Source organism: Streptomyces sp. NPDC026062 (assembly GCF_055568375.1).
The window spans coordinates 1-19,759 of the sequence record NZ_JBVHOQ010000043.1 but is presented as its reverse complement, the minus strand read 5'-3'; the positions used below and the strand labels follow the sequence as shown (position 1 = coordinate 19,759).

Genomic DNA, 19,759 nt, shown 5'->3' with positions numbered 1-19,759 from the left:
ACGCCCCCCGTACGGCCGACTGTGGCCGTACGGGGGGCGTTCCGTGCATCCCGGCGACTACGCCGCGACCAGCTCGCGCGCCTGCTCGTTGAAGTCCGCAACAAGCCGATGCCCGCCGAACGGCTGCATACGCCGCTGTAGATCCTGCACAGCCTCGATCGCTCGCGACGACTTCACCTGCCCAGAGAGCTTGAGCGTCCGCAGACCGGCCGAGTGCGCGGCCTCAAGGTCACCCCGTTGCAGGTGGGACACGGCGAGCGCAGCATGAGACATCGCACCGCGCCGCGCCCGCTTCTGCATCTGGGCATGACCGATCGAGCGGCGCGCGTGCTCCTCCGCCGCCGCAGCGTCGCCCAGGTCACGGAAGGTGTTCGCGTGCTCCCCGTGCAGGTACGCCGGGTCGATGAACTCCGCCCAGTCCGGTTCGGCGTCGAGGTCGACCCGCTCGTACGCCCGTTCCGACTGCACCACGGCGCGCGCCGCCGCCCTCTTGTCGTTGAGCAGCGCCAGCGCCCGCGCCTCAAGGCACCACAAGTCGGCGAGGCACGCCGCCGAGGTCGCCGTCGACAACCCCTGTCGTCCCGCCTGTGCGAGGCGACGCCCCTCGGCCGGGTTGCCGAGCAGCGTCGCTTGATCGGCCATACCGGCGAGGACGTGCGCGCCGAGGGGCGCGTTACGCGACTCCTCCGCGAGGCGTAGCGACTGGATCAAGTAGCGCTGCGCGATGGAGTGCTCGCCGTTGTCGTAAGCCATCCAGCCGAGCAAGTAGGTCTGCTCGGCCGCCGCTTCGCACAGTGCGCGCCGCACGTCGTCGTCATGTGACCGGCGAAGCAGCGGGTACACGTGTTGATTCATGTACTCGGCGAGCACCAGGCGCCCAGACCCGCCGCCCTGGAAAATGTCCATGCGCTGAAACGTGGTGAACATGTTCTTCACCGCGAACACGTCCTCGATCCGGACACGGGGGCCCGGCTCCGGGTCTTCCTGGTCGAGGGTGTTCAACAGCCAGTCCCGCGAGGGACCGACACCGGCAACGGCCGCAAACGGCGCGGCTGCAAGGAACTTTCGACGATCCACGTCGGCTCTCCCGAGGTCGGCAACTACCTCCACGGTAACGGCGAACGAGGGGTCATAGGCGAGGGCCGCATCGGTCGAACTGCCCTCCCCGAGGCCGAGGTCGTACGTCGTCACACGGAATCCGAAGTGGTCCGAGAACACCCCCGCGAGGATGTCGGGGACCGGCGCCCGTGGCTTCTCGCCTTCCAACCAGCACCTAACGCGCGTCGCGTTGGGAGAAACGTTGGGCTGTCCCCACTCTCGCGCCTTGGAATGCACGAGCCGGGCCAGTTCCTTCCGGCTCATGGCCGAGCGTCCGAGCCAGTAGGCAAGCTGATCGTTTGGCGTAGTCATTCCCGCACCTCCGCGAATGGGGCATCGGAAGCGACACCCTTCGACACCCCTTAGGAAGGTACCCCCGGATTCGTGGCCGGTGTTGGTTGGTCGGGCAAACTCATTCGCTCGAAAAGCAGCCGCGGCGCCATGTCGTGACTGCCCGAAGGGGTTAGGCATGACCGAACAACGGCGGGAGTCCCCTCCCTGCTGCGCGCCGCCCTGCGGACCGCCAGCACAGGCGATGTTCCCCACGGGCCCCGAGGCAGCGCACGACGCCCGCGCGTACGTGCGTGAGCTGCTGACCCACAACGGCGAGCAGCAGCTCGCCGATGACCGGCTCGACGACGTTTTACTCATCGTCTCGGAACTGGTGACGAACGCCTACCGGTACGGCACCGAACCGGGCGACTCCGTACTCGTCACCGTGTTGACGACAACCGAGACCGTGCGGGTTGAGGTCGATGACCCGTCGCGCCGCCGGCCGCAGCTGCGGAACGACTCGGACGAACGGGCCCGTGGGCGCGGTCTGCACATCGTTGACGCCCTCGCGGCGCGATGGGACGTGGACGACCGCCCGTTCGGCAAAAAGGTATGGGTGGAGATGGCGCGGTGACCGGCAACAGCATGGGCATTTGTGGCGGCGAGGATGCTGGAAGGGCCCCGACGTTCCGGGCCGTGCCCGGCCCTGGTTTCGTCGCGGGCTGCACGGTGGTGACGTGGTTGAACGGGGGCGCCGAACACATCCCGCCCGTCGCGTACGTCCTGATCGGCCATGCGCCACCACGGCGCTTGAACGAGACGACCGAGACCGTCGAGGACGGCCTGATGGGCATGGTCGACGCGATGCGGCTCCGACCGGCCGTCGAGCGCGTACCGATCACCGGGGCCCGCCTCATCCTGCGGGGCCGGTTCGTACTCCTCGACTACGGCCACCCGGCCTTCACGATGCGCTTACCCCCGACCGGCCCCGAGTGGCGCGCGCACGTGAACGTGGGCGGGCACGTGTGCCTGACGATCGGACTCGACCCGATCCCGCCTGGCGCTGGCCCGGACGCCGTTTCCGCGTACCTTTCGCGCGTGTGCGCGACCGGCCGCGCGTACATGGGCGCAACCACGATTCGGAACCGCTGATGATGTGGGACGGACCGGCCCCGGAACGCCCCGTACCGCCGCCCTTCATGTGGCGGTGCGCGGAGTGCGTTCGGCGGTTGCTGTGCCTCGCGCATGAGTGGGGCGGCCCCTCCGGCTGCTTGTGGGAACAGTTGCAGGTTGCGCGGCACATAGCCGATGCACACCCCGAGAGCGTGCCCTATCAGCACCTCGAAGGTTGCGAGCTGTGCCCGTACTACGCGGGCAGTCAGGGCGCGGACGCTGCCGACATGTGGGCGCAGCACCGGGCGCGCGATCTGTTCATGCCCTCATCGCTCGCCCGCCTGATATAGGCCCCCTTGGCTCCCTGCTGCCGTGATGATCCCCGGCAGCAGGGAAGGGGGTTCCCCGTCGCCGCTGCTGCGGAGCGGTGAACCCAAAGCGGCCCCGGTACCTGTCGCGAGGTACCGGGGCCGCCTGCTCTGCCACATATCCGCAGGTCAGACCGCGAGTGTTTTACCGACACTGCTGCACATGAGGGTCGCAACCCTCTGGTCCCCGTCGATGCCGAGCTCGTCGTGCAGGGCGTGGGCGAGCTGGGTGGCCCGCCGGCCGATCTCGGCGAAGCTGCGCCGTTGCGGCTCGGGCTCTCCGGTCCAGGTCGTGACCTGCGACTTCCCGTGAATGGTCATCCCATGGGTCAGGATGCGGGTGACAGTCAGCGGTACGTCCTGCATGGTGCTGAGCACGGCGTCCTCCCGGTGGGCGCTACGCGGCAGTAAGGGTTCGCTGATTCTGCTCACATACCGCTTGGTATGTCACTACTCCCGGAGGAACGAATCGGTGTCGTCCGGCAAAATCACACCGCCCGGGCAGGCCGGAGAACACTCCCCGTCGCACGGAGTCACCGTGCGAAGTCCGCACGGAGTCACGCCAGAAGTCCGCACGGAGCCGTCGTACGCAGTCGCGCGGGAAATCGTCGTACGGAGCCGACGTACGCAGTCGCGCGGGAAGTCCGTACGGAGCCGTCGTACGGAGCCGTCACCGCACCGGGGCCAGCTCCGGGTCCTGGCGCAGTTTGCCGAGCGCACGGGACACGGCGCTCTTGACCGTGCCCACGGACACCCCCAGTACCTCGGCGGTCTGCGCCTCGCTGAGGTCCTCGTAGTAGCGCAGGACGACCATGGCCCGCTGACGGTCGGGAAGCTTCAGCACGGCACGCCACATGGCGTCGTGCAACGTCTGCTGCTCGGCCGGGTCGGGTCCGGGCACGGTCTCCTGCTCGGGCAGCTCGTCGCAGGCGAACTCGTCGACCTTGCGTTTGCGCCACTGCGAGGTGCGGGTGTTCAGCAGGGCCCTGCGGACGTAGCCGTCGAGCGCCCGGTGGTCCTCGATCCGCTCCCATGCGACGTACGTCTTGGCCAGCGCGGTCTGCAACAGGTCCTCGGCATCGCTGGGATTCGCGGTGAGCGAGCGGGCAGCGCGCAGCAGCACCGGTCCGCGGGCCTTCACGAAGGACGTGAACGACGGGTACGGGACGTACGGCGCCCGCGCACCGTAGGACGACCGTGCGGCAGCCTGGGGGCGAGGGACGGCTTGGGTGCGTGCGGCAGCCTGGGGGCGGGGGACTGCGTACGGGGCGGCGGCAGCGGCTCCCCCGGAGGCGCCCGTGCAGACTGGCGTGGTCATGACTCCACGCTAGGAGCGGGCGCAGCCGGGGGGATCGGCCCCAGGTCCCGAAACCACGTCCGCCTCAGGGTGTAGACCCGGCGCCCCCTCCACCTCCTGAAGGTGGAGGGACCGTCCTCCCGCGCTCAGGGTCGTCCCCGAGGCCGCGGAACCGGCCCACGGCCGTCCCTCACCCGCGGCCCTCACCGCTCCCGGCCCAGCACGAGGCCCGAGGTCGGCACCCCCGTACCGGCCGTGACCAGCGAGGTGGCCGCTCCGGGTATCTGGTTCACCGATGTCCCCCGGATCTGCCGGACCGCCTCCGCGATGCCGTTCATCCCGTGCAGATAGGCCTCGCCCAGCTGGCCGCCGTGGGTGTTCAGGGGCAGCGCGTCCGCAGCCACGAAGTCGGCGGCCTCACCCGGTCCGCAGAACCCGAACTCCTCCAGCTGCATCAGCACGAAGGGGGTGAAATGGTCATACAGGATCGCCACGTCGATGTCGGCGGGGGCCAGGCCGGAGTTGCGCCACAGCTGGCGGGCGACGACGCCCATCTCCGGCAGTCCCGTCAGATCGTCACGGTAGAAGCTCGTCATCTGCTCCTGAGCCCGCCCGGCGCCCTGCGCGGCCGCGACGATCACCGCGGGTGGCTGCCGCAGGTCCCGGGCCCGTTCCGCGCTGGTGACCACGATCGCCTGCCCGCCGTCCGTCTCCTGACAGCAGTCGAGCAGCCGCAGGGGTTCGACGATCCACCGGGAGGCGGCGTGGTCGGCGAGGGTGATCGGCTTCCCGTAGAAGTACGCCGCCGGGTTGTTGGCGGCATGGCGCCGGTCGGTGACCGCGACATGACCGAAGGCCTCCGGCGTCAGCCCGTACGTGTGCAGATAGCGCTGGGCCGCCATGGCCACCCATGAGGCGGGCGTGAGCAGCCCGAAGGGCAGGTTCCAGCCGAGCGCGGTTCCCTCGGCCGTGGGCTCCCGCTGCTGCACCCCGGATCCGAAGCGGCGCCCCGACCGCTCGTTGAACGCCCGGTAGCAGACGACCACATCGGCCACCCCGCAGGCGACGGCGAGGGCCGCCTGCTGGACCGTGGCACAGGCCGCGCCGCCGCCGTAGTGGATGCGCGAGAAGAACGACAGCTCCCCGATGCCCGCCGCCTGCGCGACGGTGATCTCGGGGCTGGTGTCCATGGTGAAGGTGACCAGCCCATCGACGTCGGCGGGCACGAGCCCCGCGTCGTCGAGCGCGGCGTGCACGGCTTCGACGGCCAGTTTGAGCTCGCTGCGGCCGGAATCCTTGGAGAACTCCGTCGCCCCGATCCCGGCCACGGCTGCCTTCCCACCGAGCGAATCCGCCCTGCGCACGCTCATGCGGACTCCTCCGGAACCCCGACGGACACTGCTCCGGCCGCTTCCGGAGCACCGGCGGTCACAGCGGCGGGATCCTCCGGGACGCCGACGGCCTCCGCGCCCGCCGCCCGCACAACACCGACCGCCTCCGCGCCCGCCGCCCGCACAACACCGACCGCCTCCGCGCCCGCCGCCTCCGCAGCACCGACCGTCACCGTGCCGGTGACATGCCTGCCGATCCCGTTGACGCCGACGACCGCCACCTCGGCCGTCCCGTCCTCGGCCACCGAGGTGACCGTGCCGCTCAGCACCATGGTGTCGCCGGGATAGTTGGGGGCGCCGAGCCTGATGGAGACACGTCTGAGCACGGCCGAGGGCCCGAAGTGGTCGGTGACGTACCTTCCGACCAGGCCGTTGGTCGTCAGGATGTTCATGAAGATGTCCGGCGACCCCTTCTCCTTCGCCAGCTCCGCGTCATGGTGCACATCCTGGTAGTCGCGCGAGGCGATCGCGCCCGCCACGATCAGGGTGCGGGTCACCGCGATCTCCAGCGGCGGCAGTTCCTCACCGGTCTTCACTCCGGTCCCTCCTTCACCAGTAGCTCGCCGAGTTCCTGAAGTACCGTGCCGCTGCCGCCGAGATGGGCGTCGAGCTGACGCCCCCAGAGGAAGTGGCGGTGCACGGGATGGTCGAGGTCTGCTCCGGTGCCGCCGTGCAGATGCTGGCCCGCGTGGACGACCCGTCGTCCGGCCTCGGACGCCCACCAAGCGGCGTTGAGCGCCTGCGCCCCGTACGGCAGTCCCTCGTCGTGCCGCCAGGCCGCTTCGTACGCCGTGACGCGTATCGCCTCGGTGTCCATGTACGCGTCGGCGGCCCGCAGCAGCACCGCCTGGTTGGTCGACAGCGGGCGCCCGAACTGCTCGCGTGCGCCGGTGTGCTCGACCGCGCGGGCCAGCGAACCCGCGCATACGCCCGCCTGCACTCCGGCGAACGCGGTCCGGGCTGTGGCCAGCACCTCTTCGTACGCCTCCGGCCCGCCCAGCCGCTCCGCGTACGCCCCGTCCAGCACCAGCCGTCCGGCCGACCACGGGGCCGTGGTCTCCACCGGCTCGGTCACCACGCCGGGCTCCGTGACCCGTACGATCCACAGGCTCCGGTCCTCGGCGGCGACCAGGACATGGGTGGCGTCCCGCAGCCACGGCACCAGCGGGACGCCGCCGCTCAGCCGGCCGCCCGTCACCCCCCGGGTGGTGGCCCCCGGCTCGCCGTCCGGCTCCGCCCGCACGGTGCCGCAGGCCGGAAACGCCCCGACCGCCACCGCCGTACCGTCCCGCAACACCGGCAGCAGACGCTCGCGCTGCTCGTCCGTACCGTGCCCGGCGACAGCCAGGAGCCCGTACGCACAGCTCGCCACGAAGGGGACCTGCGCGGTCGTCCGGCCCTGCTCCTCCGCCAGCAGCACCAGTCCGAGCAGCCCGGTCTCCTCGACTGCGCCCGGCAGGCCGGCCACGCAGAGTTCCTTCCAGAGCTCGGCATCCGTACCGCTGCCCGCCGCGGCCAAACGGTCGTGCGTCGACAGATCGCCGAAGATCCGGGCAGCGAGCCCCTGCGCCGCCGCCTGTTCCTCGCTCAGTGTGAAATCCATGTCAGCCCTCGCTCCCCCGGAAGACCGGCAGCACCAACTCGGGGTCCGTACGCAGGAATTCCAGCCGGACCGGCATTCCCACCCGCACCTTGTCGCAGGGCACCCCGACGACATTGCTGACCATCCGGACCCCTTCCGCGAGCTCGATCAGCGCCACCGCGTAGGGGCCGCCCTCGCCGTTGTCGCTGAACGCGGGGAAAGGTGGGTGATGCATCACGACATGGCTGAAGACAGTGCCCTCGCCCGCCGCCTCCACCGTGTCCCACTCGGGCGACCCGCAGGCATTGCATCCGGGCAGCCAGGGAAAGCGCAGGGTGCCGCAGGCGGTGCAGCGCTGGATCAGCAGCCGGTGGGCGGCGACGCCCTCCCAGAATCCGGCGTTGTCCCGGTTGATCACGGGCCGGGACCGCAACTTCCTCACGGGGTCCACCGCCGGCACAGGCCCGGGCCGCGGCTTGCCTGTCGCGGGTTCCGCCGCCGGTTCCGGCTGCGGCTTGGCCTTCGCGGGGTCCACCGCCGACTCCGGCTGCGACTGGGCCTTCGCGGGGTCCGCCATCGTCTCCGGCTGCGACTGAGCCTTCGCCGGGCGGTACTTGAGGATCCGGAACCGGTGCGTCCCGGCGGGTTCACCCTGCGCTCGGACGTCCATGCGCGTGGTGAGGAAGTAGCCCATCCCCAGCTTCGTCGTCTTGCGCTCCGACACCGCCTCAATCACCGCGTCGAAGGTGATCCGGTCCCCGGGCCGCAGAGGACGCAAGTACTCCTGCTCGCAGTCGGTCGCGACCACGGAGGTGTAACCAGCTCCGTCGAGAAGGCCGAACAGCTCGTCGTAGGCCCCGCTCCGGTCTGTGTGACCCGCCAGCCCGCCCATCGTCCACACCTGGAGCATCGTCGGCGGGGCGACGGCGCCGGGGGCGGCATAAGCGGGATGCGTGTCCCCCATCGCCTCGCACCAGTGCCTGATCATCGGCTCGTTGACCAGGTCCTTCCCGACACCCGATGTGGCCGCCGCCCGGCCTTCGTACACCCTGAGCCGCTCGTACAAGTCGTCCCGCACACCCTGCCCGGCTGTCACCGCTTCCTCCTCTTCATGCCGAGCCGCATCGTCGCGACGATCTCCCGCTGCACCTCGCTCACCCCGCCCCCGAAGGTGTTGATCTGTGCCGCCCTGTTCATGCGCTCCAGCTCCCCGTCCCCGAAGGCGCCGGGCGAACCGCCCCGGATCATTCCGGTGTCTCCCGTGATCTCCTGGCACATCCGATACACCTCTACGGCGCTCTCGGTTCCGGCGAACTTCACGCCGCTCGCGTCACCGGGAGCCAGCGCTCCCGCTCCCACGTCCCCCACCAGGCGCCAGTTGAGCAGGCGTGTCGCCGCCAGCCGGGCATGTGCCTCGGCCAGCCGCGAACGGACCCACGGTTCGTCGGCCGGCCGCCGCCCGGTCACGGGGTCGGGGGTCCGGGCGAATCCGAGCGCCGCTTCGTAGCAGTCCTCGGCCTGCATACCGATCGCGGCGAGCGCCACCCGCTCGTGGTTCAGCTGGTTGGTGATCAGCCCCCAGCCGCCGTTCTCCTCGCCGACCAGCGCGGACGCGGGCACTCGCACACCGTCGTAGTACGTGGCGGTCGTGGTCAGCCCGCCCACGGTCTCGATGGGTGTCCAGGAGAAACCGGGCGCGTCCGTCGGCACGAGCACGATCGAGATGCCCCGGTGCTTGGGCACATCCGGATCCGTACGGCAGGCGAGCCAGATCCAGTCCGCGTTCTGCGCGTTGCTGGTGAAGATCTTCTGCCCGTCGATGACCCAGGAGTCGCCGTCGCGTACGGCCCTGGTGCGCAGAGCGGCAAGATCGGTACCGGCCTCCGGCTCGCTGTAGCCGATGGCGAAGACGAGCTCACCGGCCAGGATGCGTGGCAGGAAGTACGCCTTCTGCTCATCGGTCCCGTATTTCATGAGCGTGGGACCGACCGTGTTGAGGGTGACCATGGAGACCGGGGCACCGGCCCGGTAAGCCTCGTCGAAGAACACGAACTGCTCGTCCGCGCCCCGCCCCTGCCCCCCGTACTCGACGGGCCAGCCGAGACCGAGCATCCCGTCGGCCCCGATACGGCGCAGCAACCTCCTTTGCACGTCCGCGCCCGCGTCCGCGTCCTGTGGGGTTGGGCCGGCATGTCCGCCGCCCCCGGGCATCACATCACCGAAGTAGGAGCGGAGTTCGGCGCGCAGCTCCAGCTGGCGCTCGGTCGGGGCCAGACGCACGGCGGCAGCCTCCCGGAAACAGGCATGGGGATCAGGGTTTCTGACTGTCCGTCAGATTCCATTCGGCTGTCAAGGCACCGAACAACCCAAGCCATCCCGTTTCCCCACCCGACCCACCCCTCGGCCTGCCCTGGCCCACCCCGCCCTGGAGAGCGAACGGCCTGCGTACCGCCACCGCAGTGGCCGCACGCAGGACGTCGCTCCCCCCGTCGCGGCCCGACCCCCCGATCGGGCCGCGACAGACCCCGGCTCACCAGAGAGGAGTGAAATTCACCGCCACATCATGGCTGGACCGGTCGATCACCGTGAACGCCGAGCCGTTCACCTGGGCGGAGTCGCTCTGGTTCGATGCCCCGGCACCAACGGCCTGCTGCTGCGAGGTGGATGAATTGCCGAAGTCGACCCCACCGACTCCACTGCCGCCGATCGTCGCCACGCCCGCATTCGATCCGTCACTCCCGATCGCCCCGCTGTCGGCCTGGCCCACACCACCGAAGAGCGCGGCAACAAGAGGCACCGCGGCAACAACGGCGAGAGCGCGAGCGGTGCGGATGCTTGCCATGCCTATTCCTCCAGAAACCGCAAGTAAGGCTGAATCCGGGCCAGTTGACCGACCTGGTCGACCTCCTCGGTGATGGTCACGACGTCGCAGATCAGAACTGCCCAGCACCCCACCGGCGAACCACCCGCACTTTCCGATTCCCTCGCAAGCATGAGGCAGCGAAGATAAACCCCCAGACATCACAAACCCCCAGGTCACCACATGCCCACCGGAAAACCCCGCACCCCACGGGGGAAGAAGCGTTCCGCCACCACCCACCCGGCCACCCCCTCGGAGCGCCCCCCTTCCATTATTCGAACGTTAGTACGAACATAGAACCATGGCCACCACCGACCGGCGATCCACCACCCTGGCCCTGGCCCATGCGCTCGCCGCCGCGGAGCACGGGCTGCCCGTCATCCCGCTGTCCGCCGGCAAACTCCCCGCCCTGCGCTCGCCGCACCGCGGCGAGACCCACTCGTCCGGCGGCTGCCGGGGCGCCTGCGGCATGCCCGGGCACGGCATCCACGACGCCACCACCGACCCCGCCGCTGTACGCGCCCTCTTCGCCGCCGCGCCTTGGGCCACCGGCTACGGCATCGCGTGCGGACGCGCCCCGCACCACCTCATCGGCATCGACCTGGACATCGACACCACCGGCCGGAACGACTCCGTGGCGGCGCTGCGACACCTCGCCCTGGAGCACCTGTTCACCATCCCGCCGACCGTCACGGTGCTCACCCCGAGCGGCGGCCGCCACCTCTGGCTGTCCGGCCCGGCCGGTGTACCCGTGCCCAACTCCGCCGGCCGGCTCGCCCCCGGCATCGACATCCGAGGCACCGGCGGCTACCTGGTCGGGCCCGGCTCGGTCACCGTCCACGGCACCTACCGCCTCGTACCAGGCACCGGCACCCTGCCACCCGCGCCCTGCCCGGACGCCCTCCTCCACCTGCTGACACCCCCCGCACGCCCCCAACCCCACCGAAACCACCCCGACGACCGGGGCCGGGGCCTGGTCAGGTTCGTTCTGGCGGCGGACGAGGGCCAGCGCAACACCAGACTCTTCTGGGCGGCCTGCCGCGCCTACGAACAGGGCTTCGGCGACGTGTTGGCCGCCGACCTCACCCGGGCCGCCGTCCGCACCGGCCTCCCCGCACACGAGGCCCGCGCCACCATCGCCTCCGCCGCCCGCCTCGCCACCACCCGCTGACCGAGCCCGCTGACCGCTCACCGGGCGGCAGCTCCCGGACATCGCGATGTGTCACGGCCGCTGCTGCGGCGGCGGGACGGACGAAGGACGGGGCCCAACCTGGCAGGTACGTGGGGCGCGATCACCGCCGGCGCCGGCTCGGACCGCCACCGGGTCCTGGAGCTGCGACCTCGACCCGGTGCCGTCACCCGTACCGTCCGCACCCGACCGTGCGAAAACCGGCGGGGAAGCCCGGCGGCCCGGGCGCCTACGCCACCGGACAGTGCACTACCTGATCGTTCAGGAGAACAAGGCGCCCACCACTATTGCGCCGTAATGCACGCATTGGTGCCATCGCTTGCAGTAGCGCTTCGCCCGCCAGAGCGAACGCCGCGTGAATTGCTTCTCGCACCACACGCACTTACGAGTCTTCCCATCCCCCATGGTCACGACCCTATCGGCCGCCGCCGATGCCACCTCTCAGCCACCTGATCGTCGCGACCGGCCGGGCGCCGTGCCGAATGGTCACCCCTCCTGTTCGAGTGCCCGAGCCGGCGTGCGGTGGTCATCACGCCGTGCCGATCGGCTGCCCATGTGCCGTGCGCGGCGCGGAGATACACGCCCAACCGTGGCCCCGGCATGCCCCTTCCCGTGCCCGATCGACCGGGAAGACAAAGCGAACAGCGGTGCCCGGCAGGGGCCGGGCATGGCAACGGCCCCCGACCATACGTACTGGTCGAGGGCCGTTCGCCTGCGGTGGGTGTGGGATTTGAACCCACGGTGACATCGCTGCCACGACGGTTTTCAAGAGAGTGCTGTGGAAGCGTCCCCACTGTGGCTGACCTGGTCCTTACCTGCTCTCCGGGGCATACTCCGGCTCGGGTGGTCCACGCCTGGTCCACTGGGTCGGTTCGGCGCTACCCTTCGGCCTGCAAGATCAACATCCGCGCCAGATGAGGAGCCACCTCCGCAGCGCCAGCCCCAAGGGCTGCCAGAGTGACTGACTCATCGGGTTCGGTCCGCAGCGGGCGACCCGAACGTCCAAAGCCCAGGGGCCTCGACATCTGACGGGACCGCGTCGGGTCAAAGGTGTCTACGCTCAAGAGCGCCCCGATCGACACGCCGGCCGCCAGTACGACACGGTCCGCCTGGACGATATTGAGCGCCCCGGAAAACCTCAACAGGTCAGCAATCTGATGAGGCAACCCATCGGGATCCAAGATCGCGCCAGAGCCGTCTCGGGGCAACGAAGCCCGGGTGGAGAGCTGCCCAGTCTTGTAGAGACGGCACTCCAGTAGTTCGCCCCGCTGAGGCTTGTCCCACGGCCGTTGCCGACTGACGGGAAGACTGACGGCCACGTACTCATCAGACCTGATCGGGTTCAGCGCTACCTCGCTCCCGATCACCCGGGCAAGGGCATTGACCGCCGACCTGGTGGCGCGAGGAGCGCTGGGGTCCAAAGAGCGGCTCGTGCAAGCGCGCGACGAGCACAACAGCAGATTTCCACGCCTGCACCGCATCCGGCTGCATCGCCTATGGGTGATGCTCCACGTCGCTATTGCGCTCTACGGCGCGGCCCTCTTCTGCGTGTGTGTGGTTGTGGCTTGAGGGCAGGGACGCGAAGGGGTACGGGGCAGCAGGACTCATCGGCAGACGAGCATGCCGCCGAGACAAGTGACGCGGAAAGAGCCCTCTGCCTGGATGGTCTCGTTGACCCGCTCTCGCGCGCGCTCGATCGTCTCCCGGAAGGGGACGCCCATCTTGTCCGCCCAGGCTTCGTACGAGGCCAAGTGCGCGACGACTGGTTCAGCGTCGGTCACCTCGATCACTCCTGGCAGGGGGATCGTACGGATCTCGCTGAAGACCGCACCGAGGATCGCGGGCGCGTCCTCCAGGGTGAAGCGAGCAGAGAGCTGCACTCGGGCCGGGCCCTCCTGGATGCCCAGCACATCGCCCGCGGCCTGGCGCCAAAGGTGCTCCAGCTCCAGCTTGTCGGTCCTGCTGTTGGTGGAGACGATCGCGATTCCGCCGGGCGCCAGTACACGGCCCAGCTCCCGCACGGCCTGGGCCTGGTCCTCGACGTGGTACAGCATGTGGAGCGCAAGGACCGCACCAAGGACTCCATCGGTAATGGGGAGCTGTTGGACGTCCGCCACGAGAGCCCCCGGAATGGCACCGAGGATGCCGTGCGACACATCCATGGGAAGCACCACCAGGTCGGGACGGTCCTCCCGCAGCCGGGCGACGAACTTCCCGTTTCCGCACCCCACGTCCGCGACCGCACCGCGCACGCCGGCCAGTTCGTTCACAACGATGCCCGGCAGGTCGTGGCTGGGAGTCTGCCACTGGTAGAGGGATTGGCGGGCGGCCAGGTGCTGACCCGTGCCGTACGCCTTGGTGGAAAGGAGGCTGCGGTCGGTGACCAAATGATCAGGCGTGGGTTGGACGGTCATCGGGGCTCCGTGGGGTTGCTGGCGAGAGCGGGCCGGACGGTCACCTCGTGGATGTGCGCGCGGAGATCGACTGCCGACTGTGCGCCACGGTACGGCTCGCTTCCGAGGAGCGCGGCTAGATTGCGGAGCCTGATGGTGATGCTCGCCGTGAACACCTCGGCGGTGAACACCTCCGAGAGCTTCGCACCGGCTCTCTCAACCTGGCCGCTCGCAAGATAGGCCGTGGCCAGGTCCAGGTGGGCGGCTTGTAGATCGCCGGGGGAACGGTCGCCCTCTGGCCCGGCGTGGTACAGCTCCACGGCACGATTGGAAGCGCCTATGGCGTGCCGGGTCTGCTCATCGCCCCCGACGGCCAACAGGGTGGTACCGGCGTAGGCCCACTGCTTGGCCTCGGGAAACGAGAAGACCCCGGGCAACTCGTCGGGCTCCGCAGCGCTCCGTGCCTCGTGTGCCAACGCGAGTACCCGCAGCGCGCTGCGATTGTTCCCTTCGGCCGCACGGGCACGGGCCTCCAAGCTCAGCAGCCGGGCCTTGATCGTGCCCGTGCCGGGACCTCGACCCTCGCTATGCCCGGCCTGTGCAAGGTCTCCCGCCCGCCGGTAGTCCCCCGCCCAGTAGGCGGCCAGTGACTGGAACGACCGTGCCCATGCGCGTAACGATGAGTGCTCCGAGATCTCCGCGCACTGCACCACGGCGCGGGCATGCGTAGCCGCGGCGGAACGGTCTCCCAAGTCCAGCGACACATGCGCCGCGAGACCGGATAACCACCCCGCGACCACGTAGAGGTGACGGGTCTGGCTGGGATGCTGGCGGCCCTCCAGCAACCGGAACACCGCACCCCGAGCCGTGCGAATCTCCGGGATCAAGAGAGGCAGAGGCCGGCTGACGAAGTCCCGGGCGAGTCGTTCAACGTCAGCGTCGAACTGCTCCAGTACGAGCGCGTTGACGTTGGTCTCAGCCGCGTGGCGAGCCAGCCGGGCAGACAGCTCCGTGTCGGCGGCCAGGGATCGGACATCACCAAACGGAGCCTCTTCGACCGGCCTCTCATCCGGTGCGGCGGACCCCTTCGGGTACAGGCCCAGCTCCTCTTCGCTGGCGACCTGGAACACCGCGCACAAGGCGGCCCTGTAGTCACCGGAAGGCCACGTGATGGCTCCTCGCTCAAGGCGGGAGACCCAATTCGCATCAAGCTCCGGATCGCGCCCGGTGGCTGCCTGAACCTGAGCGCACACGCGCTCGGCGACCTGGGTCTGAGTCCATCGCTGGGAGTTTCTGTGTCTGCGAAGAGCTTCGTTCGCCATCATCCCGCCGTCCGCTGGTCGAGCCGGGCGCCGAAATCGTAGCCGGAATCTGCCTTCAGAGTGCCTACAACGTGCCTAGTGGAATGCCCTGTTGGGGGCTTAGCCAGCGGAGTTGACTGGTCTCAGCCGCCCGAAGAGGCGGCCTCCCCCTCGCAGCGGGTCGCAGGGCCGTCCGCAACGTCACACCTGCGGCCCGCTGCGTCCCCGGAGTGCAGTGCCCGACCTAGACCGAGGAGAGGCGCAGTGTCCACCAAGAGCCGTAATCGTCAGCGTCAGACCGTGCCCGGCTGGGTCAGCGAGGGCAGCCGCATCCGCGACCCGCTGAACGGCCGCACCGGCATCGTCCAGTTCATCGGCGAATTCGAGGACCCCAAGTCCCGCGTCGTCATGCAGAACGCCGTCTTCGTCCGGCCGGAGGGCGGTGGGGTGGAGTGGGTCGTCGAGGACCCTTTCAGCCTGGAACGCGGCTGACCGCACGCGCCCCGCGGGGTTGGCGTCAACAGCTCGCAGTCCTCCTGTACGCCGTCGCCGTCAGCGTCCTGGTGATCACCCTGGCCGTAGCCGGAAGCCCCGGGAGCTGACTCACAGACTTCCCGCCGGGACCCCGGCGGGATCCATCGAGATCAGGAAGGAGTACGGAATGAACGAGAACGCTCCCACCGAGCAGAACAGTGGCCTGCTGATCGGTGTTCGCCGCATCGCGGCGGCCCGCTCGCGTGCCGAGGAAGCTTCGGACAACACCGGCGGCAAGTCGGACATGAACGACACCTGATCGACCGAGGAGACCCACGGTGATTGATTCCGCATCGTGGGCCGAGCGTCTGGGCGGGGACACGTTCCTCGCCCAGACGTGCTTCCGGGCCCACAAAGTGATCCGCTCCAACGGCAACGCGTCCCCCTCGCCACTGAACTGGGGCGACCTCAACGAGATCGTGGCCGCTCACCGGCTCGAACCGCCCCGGATGCGGCTCTCGCGTGCCAGGGAGGCTGTCCCGGCCACCGCGTACTCCATCCTCCGGACGAACCGGCGCGGGGTGTCCTGGTACCAGCCCCAGCCTGCCGACTTCCACGCCCGGCTCGCCGAGGGCGCGTCCCTCGTCATCGACGCGATCGACCAGATCCACCCGCCCGTCCGGGAAGCCGCGGCCGGCCTGGAACGGTTCTTCCGCACCCCCGTGCAGGTCAACGCGTACGCCTCGTGGACCGCAGAGGAAGGCTTCGGCACCCACTGGGACGACCACGACGTCGTAGTGCTCCAACTCGAAGGCTCTAAGCGGTGGAAGATCTACGGCCCCACCCGGCAGGCCCCTGCCTGGCGCGACGTAGAAGCCCCGGAGGCCCCGACTGGCGACCCGATCGCGGACGTCGTGCTGAGCCCCGGCGACCTGCTCTATCTGCCGCGCGGCTGGTGGCACGCCGTGAGCGCCGACCAGGGCACCGCCTCACTGCACCTCACCTTCGGACTCGCCACGCAGACCGGCGCCGAGTTCCTGGGCTGGTTGTGCGACGACCTGCGGGCTGGCGTGACCGTCCGGGCGGACGTACCGCGTTTCGGCACCCCGGAGGAGCGGGCGGACTACCTGGCTGCCGTGCGGAAGGACGTGCTGGCCGCCCTGGACGATCCTGCGATTCTGGACCGCTGGGAAACGTCCCTGGACACGACGCACCCCGGCCGCCCGCGCCTGTCACTGCCCCACCTCACCGGCGTTCCTGCTGAACCCGGCATAACCGTCCAGGCCACGGTGCCCCGCGCCCGGATCGACCAGGACGACCAGGCCGTGACCTTCGCCGGGACAGGGAAGGAGTGGACCTTCGCCCTCCCCGTCGCCCCGGTCCTCCGCCTCCTGGCTGGTGGATCGCCGGCCACCCTGGCGGACCTCTCCGCGGAGTCGCATCTCACCCTCGTACAGGTGGCGAAAGTCGTCTCCGCGCTGGTTGCCGGTCAAGCCGTCGCCGTGGTCGGGGGCTCCTCGTGACCGCTTCCCTGGGACTGGGGACGTACCGCGTGCGCGCCGTCGAACAGGCCGCTCGCACCGCGTGCGCCGACGGGCTTGTGTGGATCGACACCGCCCCGAACTACGGCAGTGCCCAACAGGCGCTCGGCCCCGTCATCGCCGACCATCCACGCGCCATGGTGGCGACGAAGACGGGCTTCTTCACGCCGGATGAGGGCGCGGCTGCTCTTCGGGCCGGGGTCCTCACTGCCGCCCAGGTCCGGGCCGGACACAGCCTCGACCCCGGCTTCGTCCGCTGGCAGACGGAAAGGTCCCTGGCCGCTCTCGGCCGGATCGACCTCGTATTCGTCCACAACCCGGAGCACGCCGGCCTCAGTCCCACGGAGCTGCATCCGGCGCTGCGTGATGTGTTCGCGGTGCTGGACGAGTCCGCTGCTGCGGGCAGGATCGGCGGATACGGCGTGGCCACCTGGTCGGGCTTCCAGCACGACGCCTTCTCGGTGTCCGAACTCCTGGGCCTGGCCATCGAGGCCGCTGGTTCGGGTGAACATCATCTGCGGGCCGTCCAACAACCGGTCAGCCTCGTCATGGCCAGGCCGATCGCCCTGGCCCTCGACGGCAGAGGCCCCCTCGTGCTGGCCCGGGCAGCGGGCCTGATCACCTTCGGCTCCTCGCCCCTGCACGGCGGAGAGCTGCCCGGCCTCGTCACGCCCGAACTCGCAGAGTTCATCCGCCCGGGCGCCTCGCCGGGCGCCGCCTGTCTCCTAGCTGCGGCCTCCTGCCCGAGCCTGGACGTGGTACTGCTGTCTGCTGGCTCCGCCCACCATTGGGCCGCCGCGAAAGCCACCACTGCCGCCCCGCTCGATCCGGGCCACCTCAGGAAGGTCACCGATGTACTCGCCCAAGGATGAGACCACCAGGGCACGCATGGAGGACGCCCTGGCCCACGCCGCTGCACGCCTGTCCACCACGACGGCGGGGGCGCCGGCCTGGGGATGGCTAGGCCGCACCATCGGCAGCCGCACCGCGGGCGGCCACTGGCTCCGCGTCCACTGCGGAGAGGCAGCCAAGACCCCCGCCACCCGGAACGAGGGGATCGCCCTCGCCGAGGAACGGGTGTCCGACAAGGTGTCCCGCCCGCACCTCCACGACCTGTACCGCTGGGACGGCGGCGAGTACGTCTTCGAGGCGGAGTTGATCGACTACATCGCCCAGCCCGTCATCTCTCCGGAAACGCCCGACCTCACTGCGGATCCGGGCCTGCCGGACTCCTGGTGGACGACCCTGCGGGAGAGCCTGGACGCTCTCAGCACCGCCGAACCGCCCCGCGAGACCATCCGCCAGTCCTGGGCCGACCGGGTCTTCCCTGAGTTCCTGGGGATCCCCGCCCCGGCCATCACCGAACGCATCACCGGGCACGCCGACCTCCAGTGGGCCAACCTCACCCACGACCCCCTCGTCATCCTGGACTGGGAGCGCTGGGGCGCCGTCCCCGTCGGCTACGACCCCGCGATGCTCTACGTGAACAGCCTCCGCGTCCCCGCCATCGCCGACCGCATCCACACCGAGTTCGCCCACGTCCTCGACACCCCCGCCGGCCGGATCGGCGAACAGGTCGCCCTCGCCGAGATGCTCCAGGCCGTTGGCCGAGGCTGGTACGTCGAGCTGGCACCGCTCCTGCGCCGACGCGCGGAAGACCTGACGGGGGTCCGCCCTCCGGCCCCGTCCCGCGCCTGATCGGCGCCTCCTGCACGAGCCCCAGCGCCCCTCTCGCGCTGGGGCTCGCGTGCGCCCAACTCCCGCCCGGCCTCTGATGTTTGGCGATGACTGCTGCGCAGATCAGCGCGGTCGGCCGGAGCGGCTTTGGCCGGTGTCCTGTTCGGGTTGGGGTCGGGCATGTTCAGGGGGCCGTACGCTGGCCGGCAACTCGGGCAGGCTTTGATCCTGCCCGGAATTTGATCGAGTGGCCCCCTGGACTTGCCCGACGCGGGCCCCGAGCCGAACAGGTGGGTAAAGCCGTGGAGGCCGGCCGCCCCGGCCACGTCTGGTTGAAGGGCAATCCGCGGTGACCCGCGCGGGCCTGGCGTACGTCCCGCTGCTGTCGGCCGTGCTCGCCGTGGGCAGCTGGCGGGGTTTTTCACGGGTCTGGCTGCCCGCTCCTCGGGCTTTGCGGCGCGAGTGGGCGGGGGCCGTCGCGGGCGGTGGCGGAGACATGGAGCCAGCGGCGGCCTTGGGCCGCCGCGCCGCGCGGCCCGCGCCAGCGGGCCGCCTTGATCCAGTAAATCCAGTAAAGAAACTTTGGACAGCTCACCCCTTCGGCCGCCCGGCCTGTGAGGAGTGGGCTGTTTTGTCATGCAATGCGAGGTCTATTAGCAAAATCGCCCCTTAATCGATATTGGGGCAGTCTGTTCGCGGAATCGCCGTCCTCTATCCACAGGTTCGGGCTGCCAACCTGCCTCTCACATGGAGTTGTCCACAGGCGAGAGGAGCGTGGCATGGCCGCTCGGGGGAGCTGTCCGCTTTGGCTGGTTGCGTGCGATCGCACCGGAAATCCCGGAGCGAAAGGGCAGGGGAGGCGCACGATGCAGGCCAACATGACTGGCCGTCACGCGGTCGGGGATATGGCATGTACATGCCTCTAGCAAAGGGTGGGGCGCAACACAGCAGCCCATCCCCGGTTGGCGAAACCGGTGCTTATCTGGATCCACGTCTTCACCAAACCGTGCAGCCGGCCCCAGAGAGAGAAGAAATGCAATGCAAATCACCCGCCTCGACTGAGCCTTTTCCAACCTCAGGTTGAGGCGTGGTGAAGGACGACGACGACCTTCACGATGTCGGTGATCCGGTTGGTGCTGCAGCGGAGCTTCCGCAGAAGGCGCCAGCCCTTCAGGGCGGCCATGGCCTGTTCGCCGAGGCAG

Annotated in this window: 18 protein-coding genes and 3 pseudogenes; 9 read left to right on the top strand and 12 right to left on the bottom strand. The window is 69.6% G+C overall.

Features of this window, described 5'->3' with window-relative positions; genetic code table 11:
* Positions 1 to 57: 57 nt before the first annotated feature.
* Positions 58 to 1,410, bottom strand: coding sequence for a transcriptional regulator (locus ACZ4LX_RS30710; RefSeq protein ID WP_467650188.1), 1,353 nt, complete (start codon positions 1,408 to 1,410; stop codon positions 58 to 60).
* A gap of 157 nt (positions 1,411 to 1,567) precedes the next feature.
* Here ACZ4LX_RS30710 and ACZ4LX_RS30705 point away from each other — a divergent pair, with 157 nt between their 5' ends.
* The 3 genes from ACZ4LX_RS30705 (at position 1,568) to ACZ4LX_RS30695 (ending at position 2,834) form a co-directional block, all read left to right on the top strand.
* The gene (locus tag ACZ4LX_RS30705; protein ID WP_467650189.1) at positions 1,568 to 2,005 is read left to right on the top strand and encodes an ATP-binding protein; all 438 of its coding nucleotides are present in this window, start codon (positions 1,568 to 1,570) and stop codon (positions 2,003 to 2,005) included.
* Positions 2,002 to 2,523, top strand: coding sequence for a hypothetical protein (locus ACZ4LX_RS30700; RefSeq protein WP_467650190.1), 522 nt, complete (start codon positions 2,002 to 2,004; stop codon positions 2,521 to 2,523). Before ACZ4LX_RS30705 ends, ACZ4LX_RS30700 begins: the two co-directional genes overlap by 4 nt.
* Before the next feature lie 173 nt (positions 2,524 to 2,696).
* Complete coding sequence (locus tag ACZ4LX_RS30695) at positions 2,697 to 2,834, top strand: hypothetical protein (protein WP_467650191.1); 138 nt, start codon at positions 2,697 to 2,699, stop codon at positions 2,832 to 2,834.
* Positions 2,835 to 3,014: 180 nt separating this feature from the next.
* Here ACZ4LX_RS30695 and ACZ4LX_RS30690 read toward each other — a convergent pair.
* The 8 genes and pseudogenes from ACZ4LX_RS30690 to ACZ4LX_RS30655 all read right to left on the bottom strand — a co-directional run.
* Positions 3,015 to 3,230 (bottom strand): annotated as a pseudogene (locus tag ACZ4LX_RS30690) (fatty acid--CoA ligase); the annotation flags it as partial.
* A gap of 292 nt (positions 3,231 to 3,522) precedes the next feature.
* Complete coding sequence (locus tag ACZ4LX_RS30685) at positions 3,523 to 4,170, bottom strand: SigE family RNA polymerase sigma factor (protein WP_467650192.1); 648 nt, start codon at positions 4,168 to 4,170, stop codon at positions 3,523 to 3,525.
* 182 nt (positions 4,171 to 4,352) lie between these two features.
* On the bottom strand, positions 4,353 to 5,519 hold the full coding sequence (locus ACZ4LX_RS30680) for a lipid-transfer protein (RefSeq protein WP_467650193.1): 1,167 nt from the start codon (positions 5,517 to 5,519) through the stop codon (positions 4,353 to 4,355).
* 185 nt (positions 5,520 to 5,704) lie between these two features.
* Positions 5,705 to 6,076 (bottom strand): annotated as a pseudogene (locus ACZ4LX_RS30675) (MaoC family dehydratase); the annotation flags it as partial.
* Entirely contained in the window at positions 6,073 to 7,143 is a 1,071-nt protein-coding gene (locus ACZ4LX_RS30670; RefSeq protein ID WP_467650194.1) for an acyl-CoA dehydrogenase family protein, read from the bottom strand. The pseudogene ACZ4LX_RS30675 and the gene ACZ4LX_RS30670, both read right to left, overlap by 4 nt.
* Before the next feature lies 1 nt (position 7,144).
* On the bottom strand, positions 7,145 to 8,218 hold the full coding sequence (locus ACZ4LX_RS30665) for a bifunctional MaoC family dehydratase N-terminal/OB-fold nucleic acid binding domain-containing protein (RefSeq protein ID WP_467650195.1): 1,074 nt from the start codon (positions 8,216 to 8,218) through the stop codon (positions 7,145 to 7,147).
* Positions 8,215 to 9,402, bottom strand: coding sequence for an acyl-CoA dehydrogenase family protein (locus ACZ4LX_RS30660; protein ID WP_467650196.1), 1,188 nt, complete (start codon positions 9,400 to 9,402; stop codon positions 8,215 to 8,217). The genes ACZ4LX_RS30665 and ACZ4LX_RS30660 overlap by 4 nt, the downstream gene beginning before the upstream one ends.
* A gap of 250 nt (positions 9,403 to 9,652) precedes the next feature.
* Positions 9,653 to 9,964: a hypothetical protein gene (locus tag ACZ4LX_RS30655; protein ID WP_467650197.1), complete on the bottom strand. Its 312-nt coding sequence runs from the start codon at positions 9,962 to 9,964 to the stop codon at positions 9,653 to 9,655.
* Positions 9,965 to 10,283: 319 nt separating this feature from the next.
* Between ACZ4LX_RS30655 and ACZ4LX_RS30650 the strand changes: the two genes are divergently transcribed.
* Complete coding sequence (locus ACZ4LX_RS30650) at positions 10,284 to 11,153, top strand: bifunctional DNA primase/polymerase (protein WP_467650198.1); 870 nt, start codon at positions 10,284 to 10,286, stop codon at positions 11,151 to 11,153.
* A gap of 1,622 nt (positions 11,154 to 12,775) precedes the next feature.
* On the opposite strand, the gene ACZ4LX_RS30645 is transcribed toward ACZ4LX_RS30650, so the two are convergent.
* Together ACZ4LX_RS30645 and ACZ4LX_RS30640 are read right to left on the bottom strand one after the other, a co-directional pair.
* Positions 12,776 to 13,585, bottom strand: coding sequence for a class I SAM-dependent methyltransferase (locus ACZ4LX_RS30645; RefSeq protein WP_467650199.1), 810 nt, complete (start codon positions 13,583 to 13,585; stop codon positions 12,776 to 12,778).
* Positions 13,582 to 14,889, bottom strand: a complete 1,308-nt coding sequence (locus tag ACZ4LX_RS30640) for a helix-turn-helix domain-containing protein (protein WP_467650200.1) — start codon at positions 14,887 to 14,889, stop codon at positions 13,582 to 13,584. The genes ACZ4LX_RS30645 and ACZ4LX_RS30640 overlap by 4 nt, the downstream gene beginning before the upstream one ends.
* Positions 14,890 to 15,129: 240 nt before the next feature.
* On the opposite strand from ACZ4LX_RS30640, the gene ACZ4LX_RS30635 reads away from it, so the two are divergent.
* From ACZ4LX_RS30635 to ACZ4LX_RS30615, 5 genes are all read left to right on the top strand, one after another.
* Positions 15,130 to 15,357, top strand: coding sequence for a hypothetical protein (locus ACZ4LX_RS30635; RefSeq protein ID WP_467650201.1), 228 nt, complete (start codon positions 15,130 to 15,132; stop codon positions 15,355 to 15,357).
* 169 nt (positions 15,358 to 15,526) lie between these two features.
* Positions 15,527 to 15,658, top strand: a complete 132-nt coding sequence (locus ACZ4LX_RS30630; protein WP_008740613.1) for a hypothetical protein — start codon at positions 15,527 to 15,529, stop codon at positions 15,656 to 15,658.
* A 19-nt stretch (positions 15,659 to 15,677) separates the two neighbouring features.
* Entirely contained in the window at positions 15,678 to 16,862 is a 1,185-nt protein-coding gene (locus ACZ4LX_RS30625; RefSeq protein ID WP_467650202.1) for a cupin domain-containing protein, read from the top strand.
* Positions 16,859 to 17,752 carry an aldo/keto reductase gene (locus ACZ4LX_RS30620; RefSeq protein ID WP_467650203.1) on the top strand — a complete coding sequence of 298 codons (894 nt, stop codon included), beginning with the start codon at positions 16,859 to 16,861 and terminating at the stop codon, positions 17,750 to 17,752. The genes ACZ4LX_RS30625 and ACZ4LX_RS30620 overlap by 4 nt, the downstream gene beginning before the upstream one ends.
* Positions 17,733 to 18,578, top strand: a complete 846-nt coding sequence (locus tag ACZ4LX_RS30615) for a hypothetical protein (RefSeq protein WP_467650204.1) — start codon at positions 17,733 to 17,735, stop codon at positions 18,576 to 18,578. The genes ACZ4LX_RS30620 and ACZ4LX_RS30615 overlap by 20 nt, the downstream gene beginning before the upstream one ends.
* Positions 18,579 to 19,632: 1,054 nt before the next feature.
* On the opposite strand, the pseudogene ACZ4LX_RS30610 reads toward ACZ4LX_RS30615, so the two are convergent.
* A pseudogene (locus ACZ4LX_RS30610) lies at positions 19,633 to 19,759 on the bottom strand (IS5/IS1182 family transposase); the annotation flags it as partial.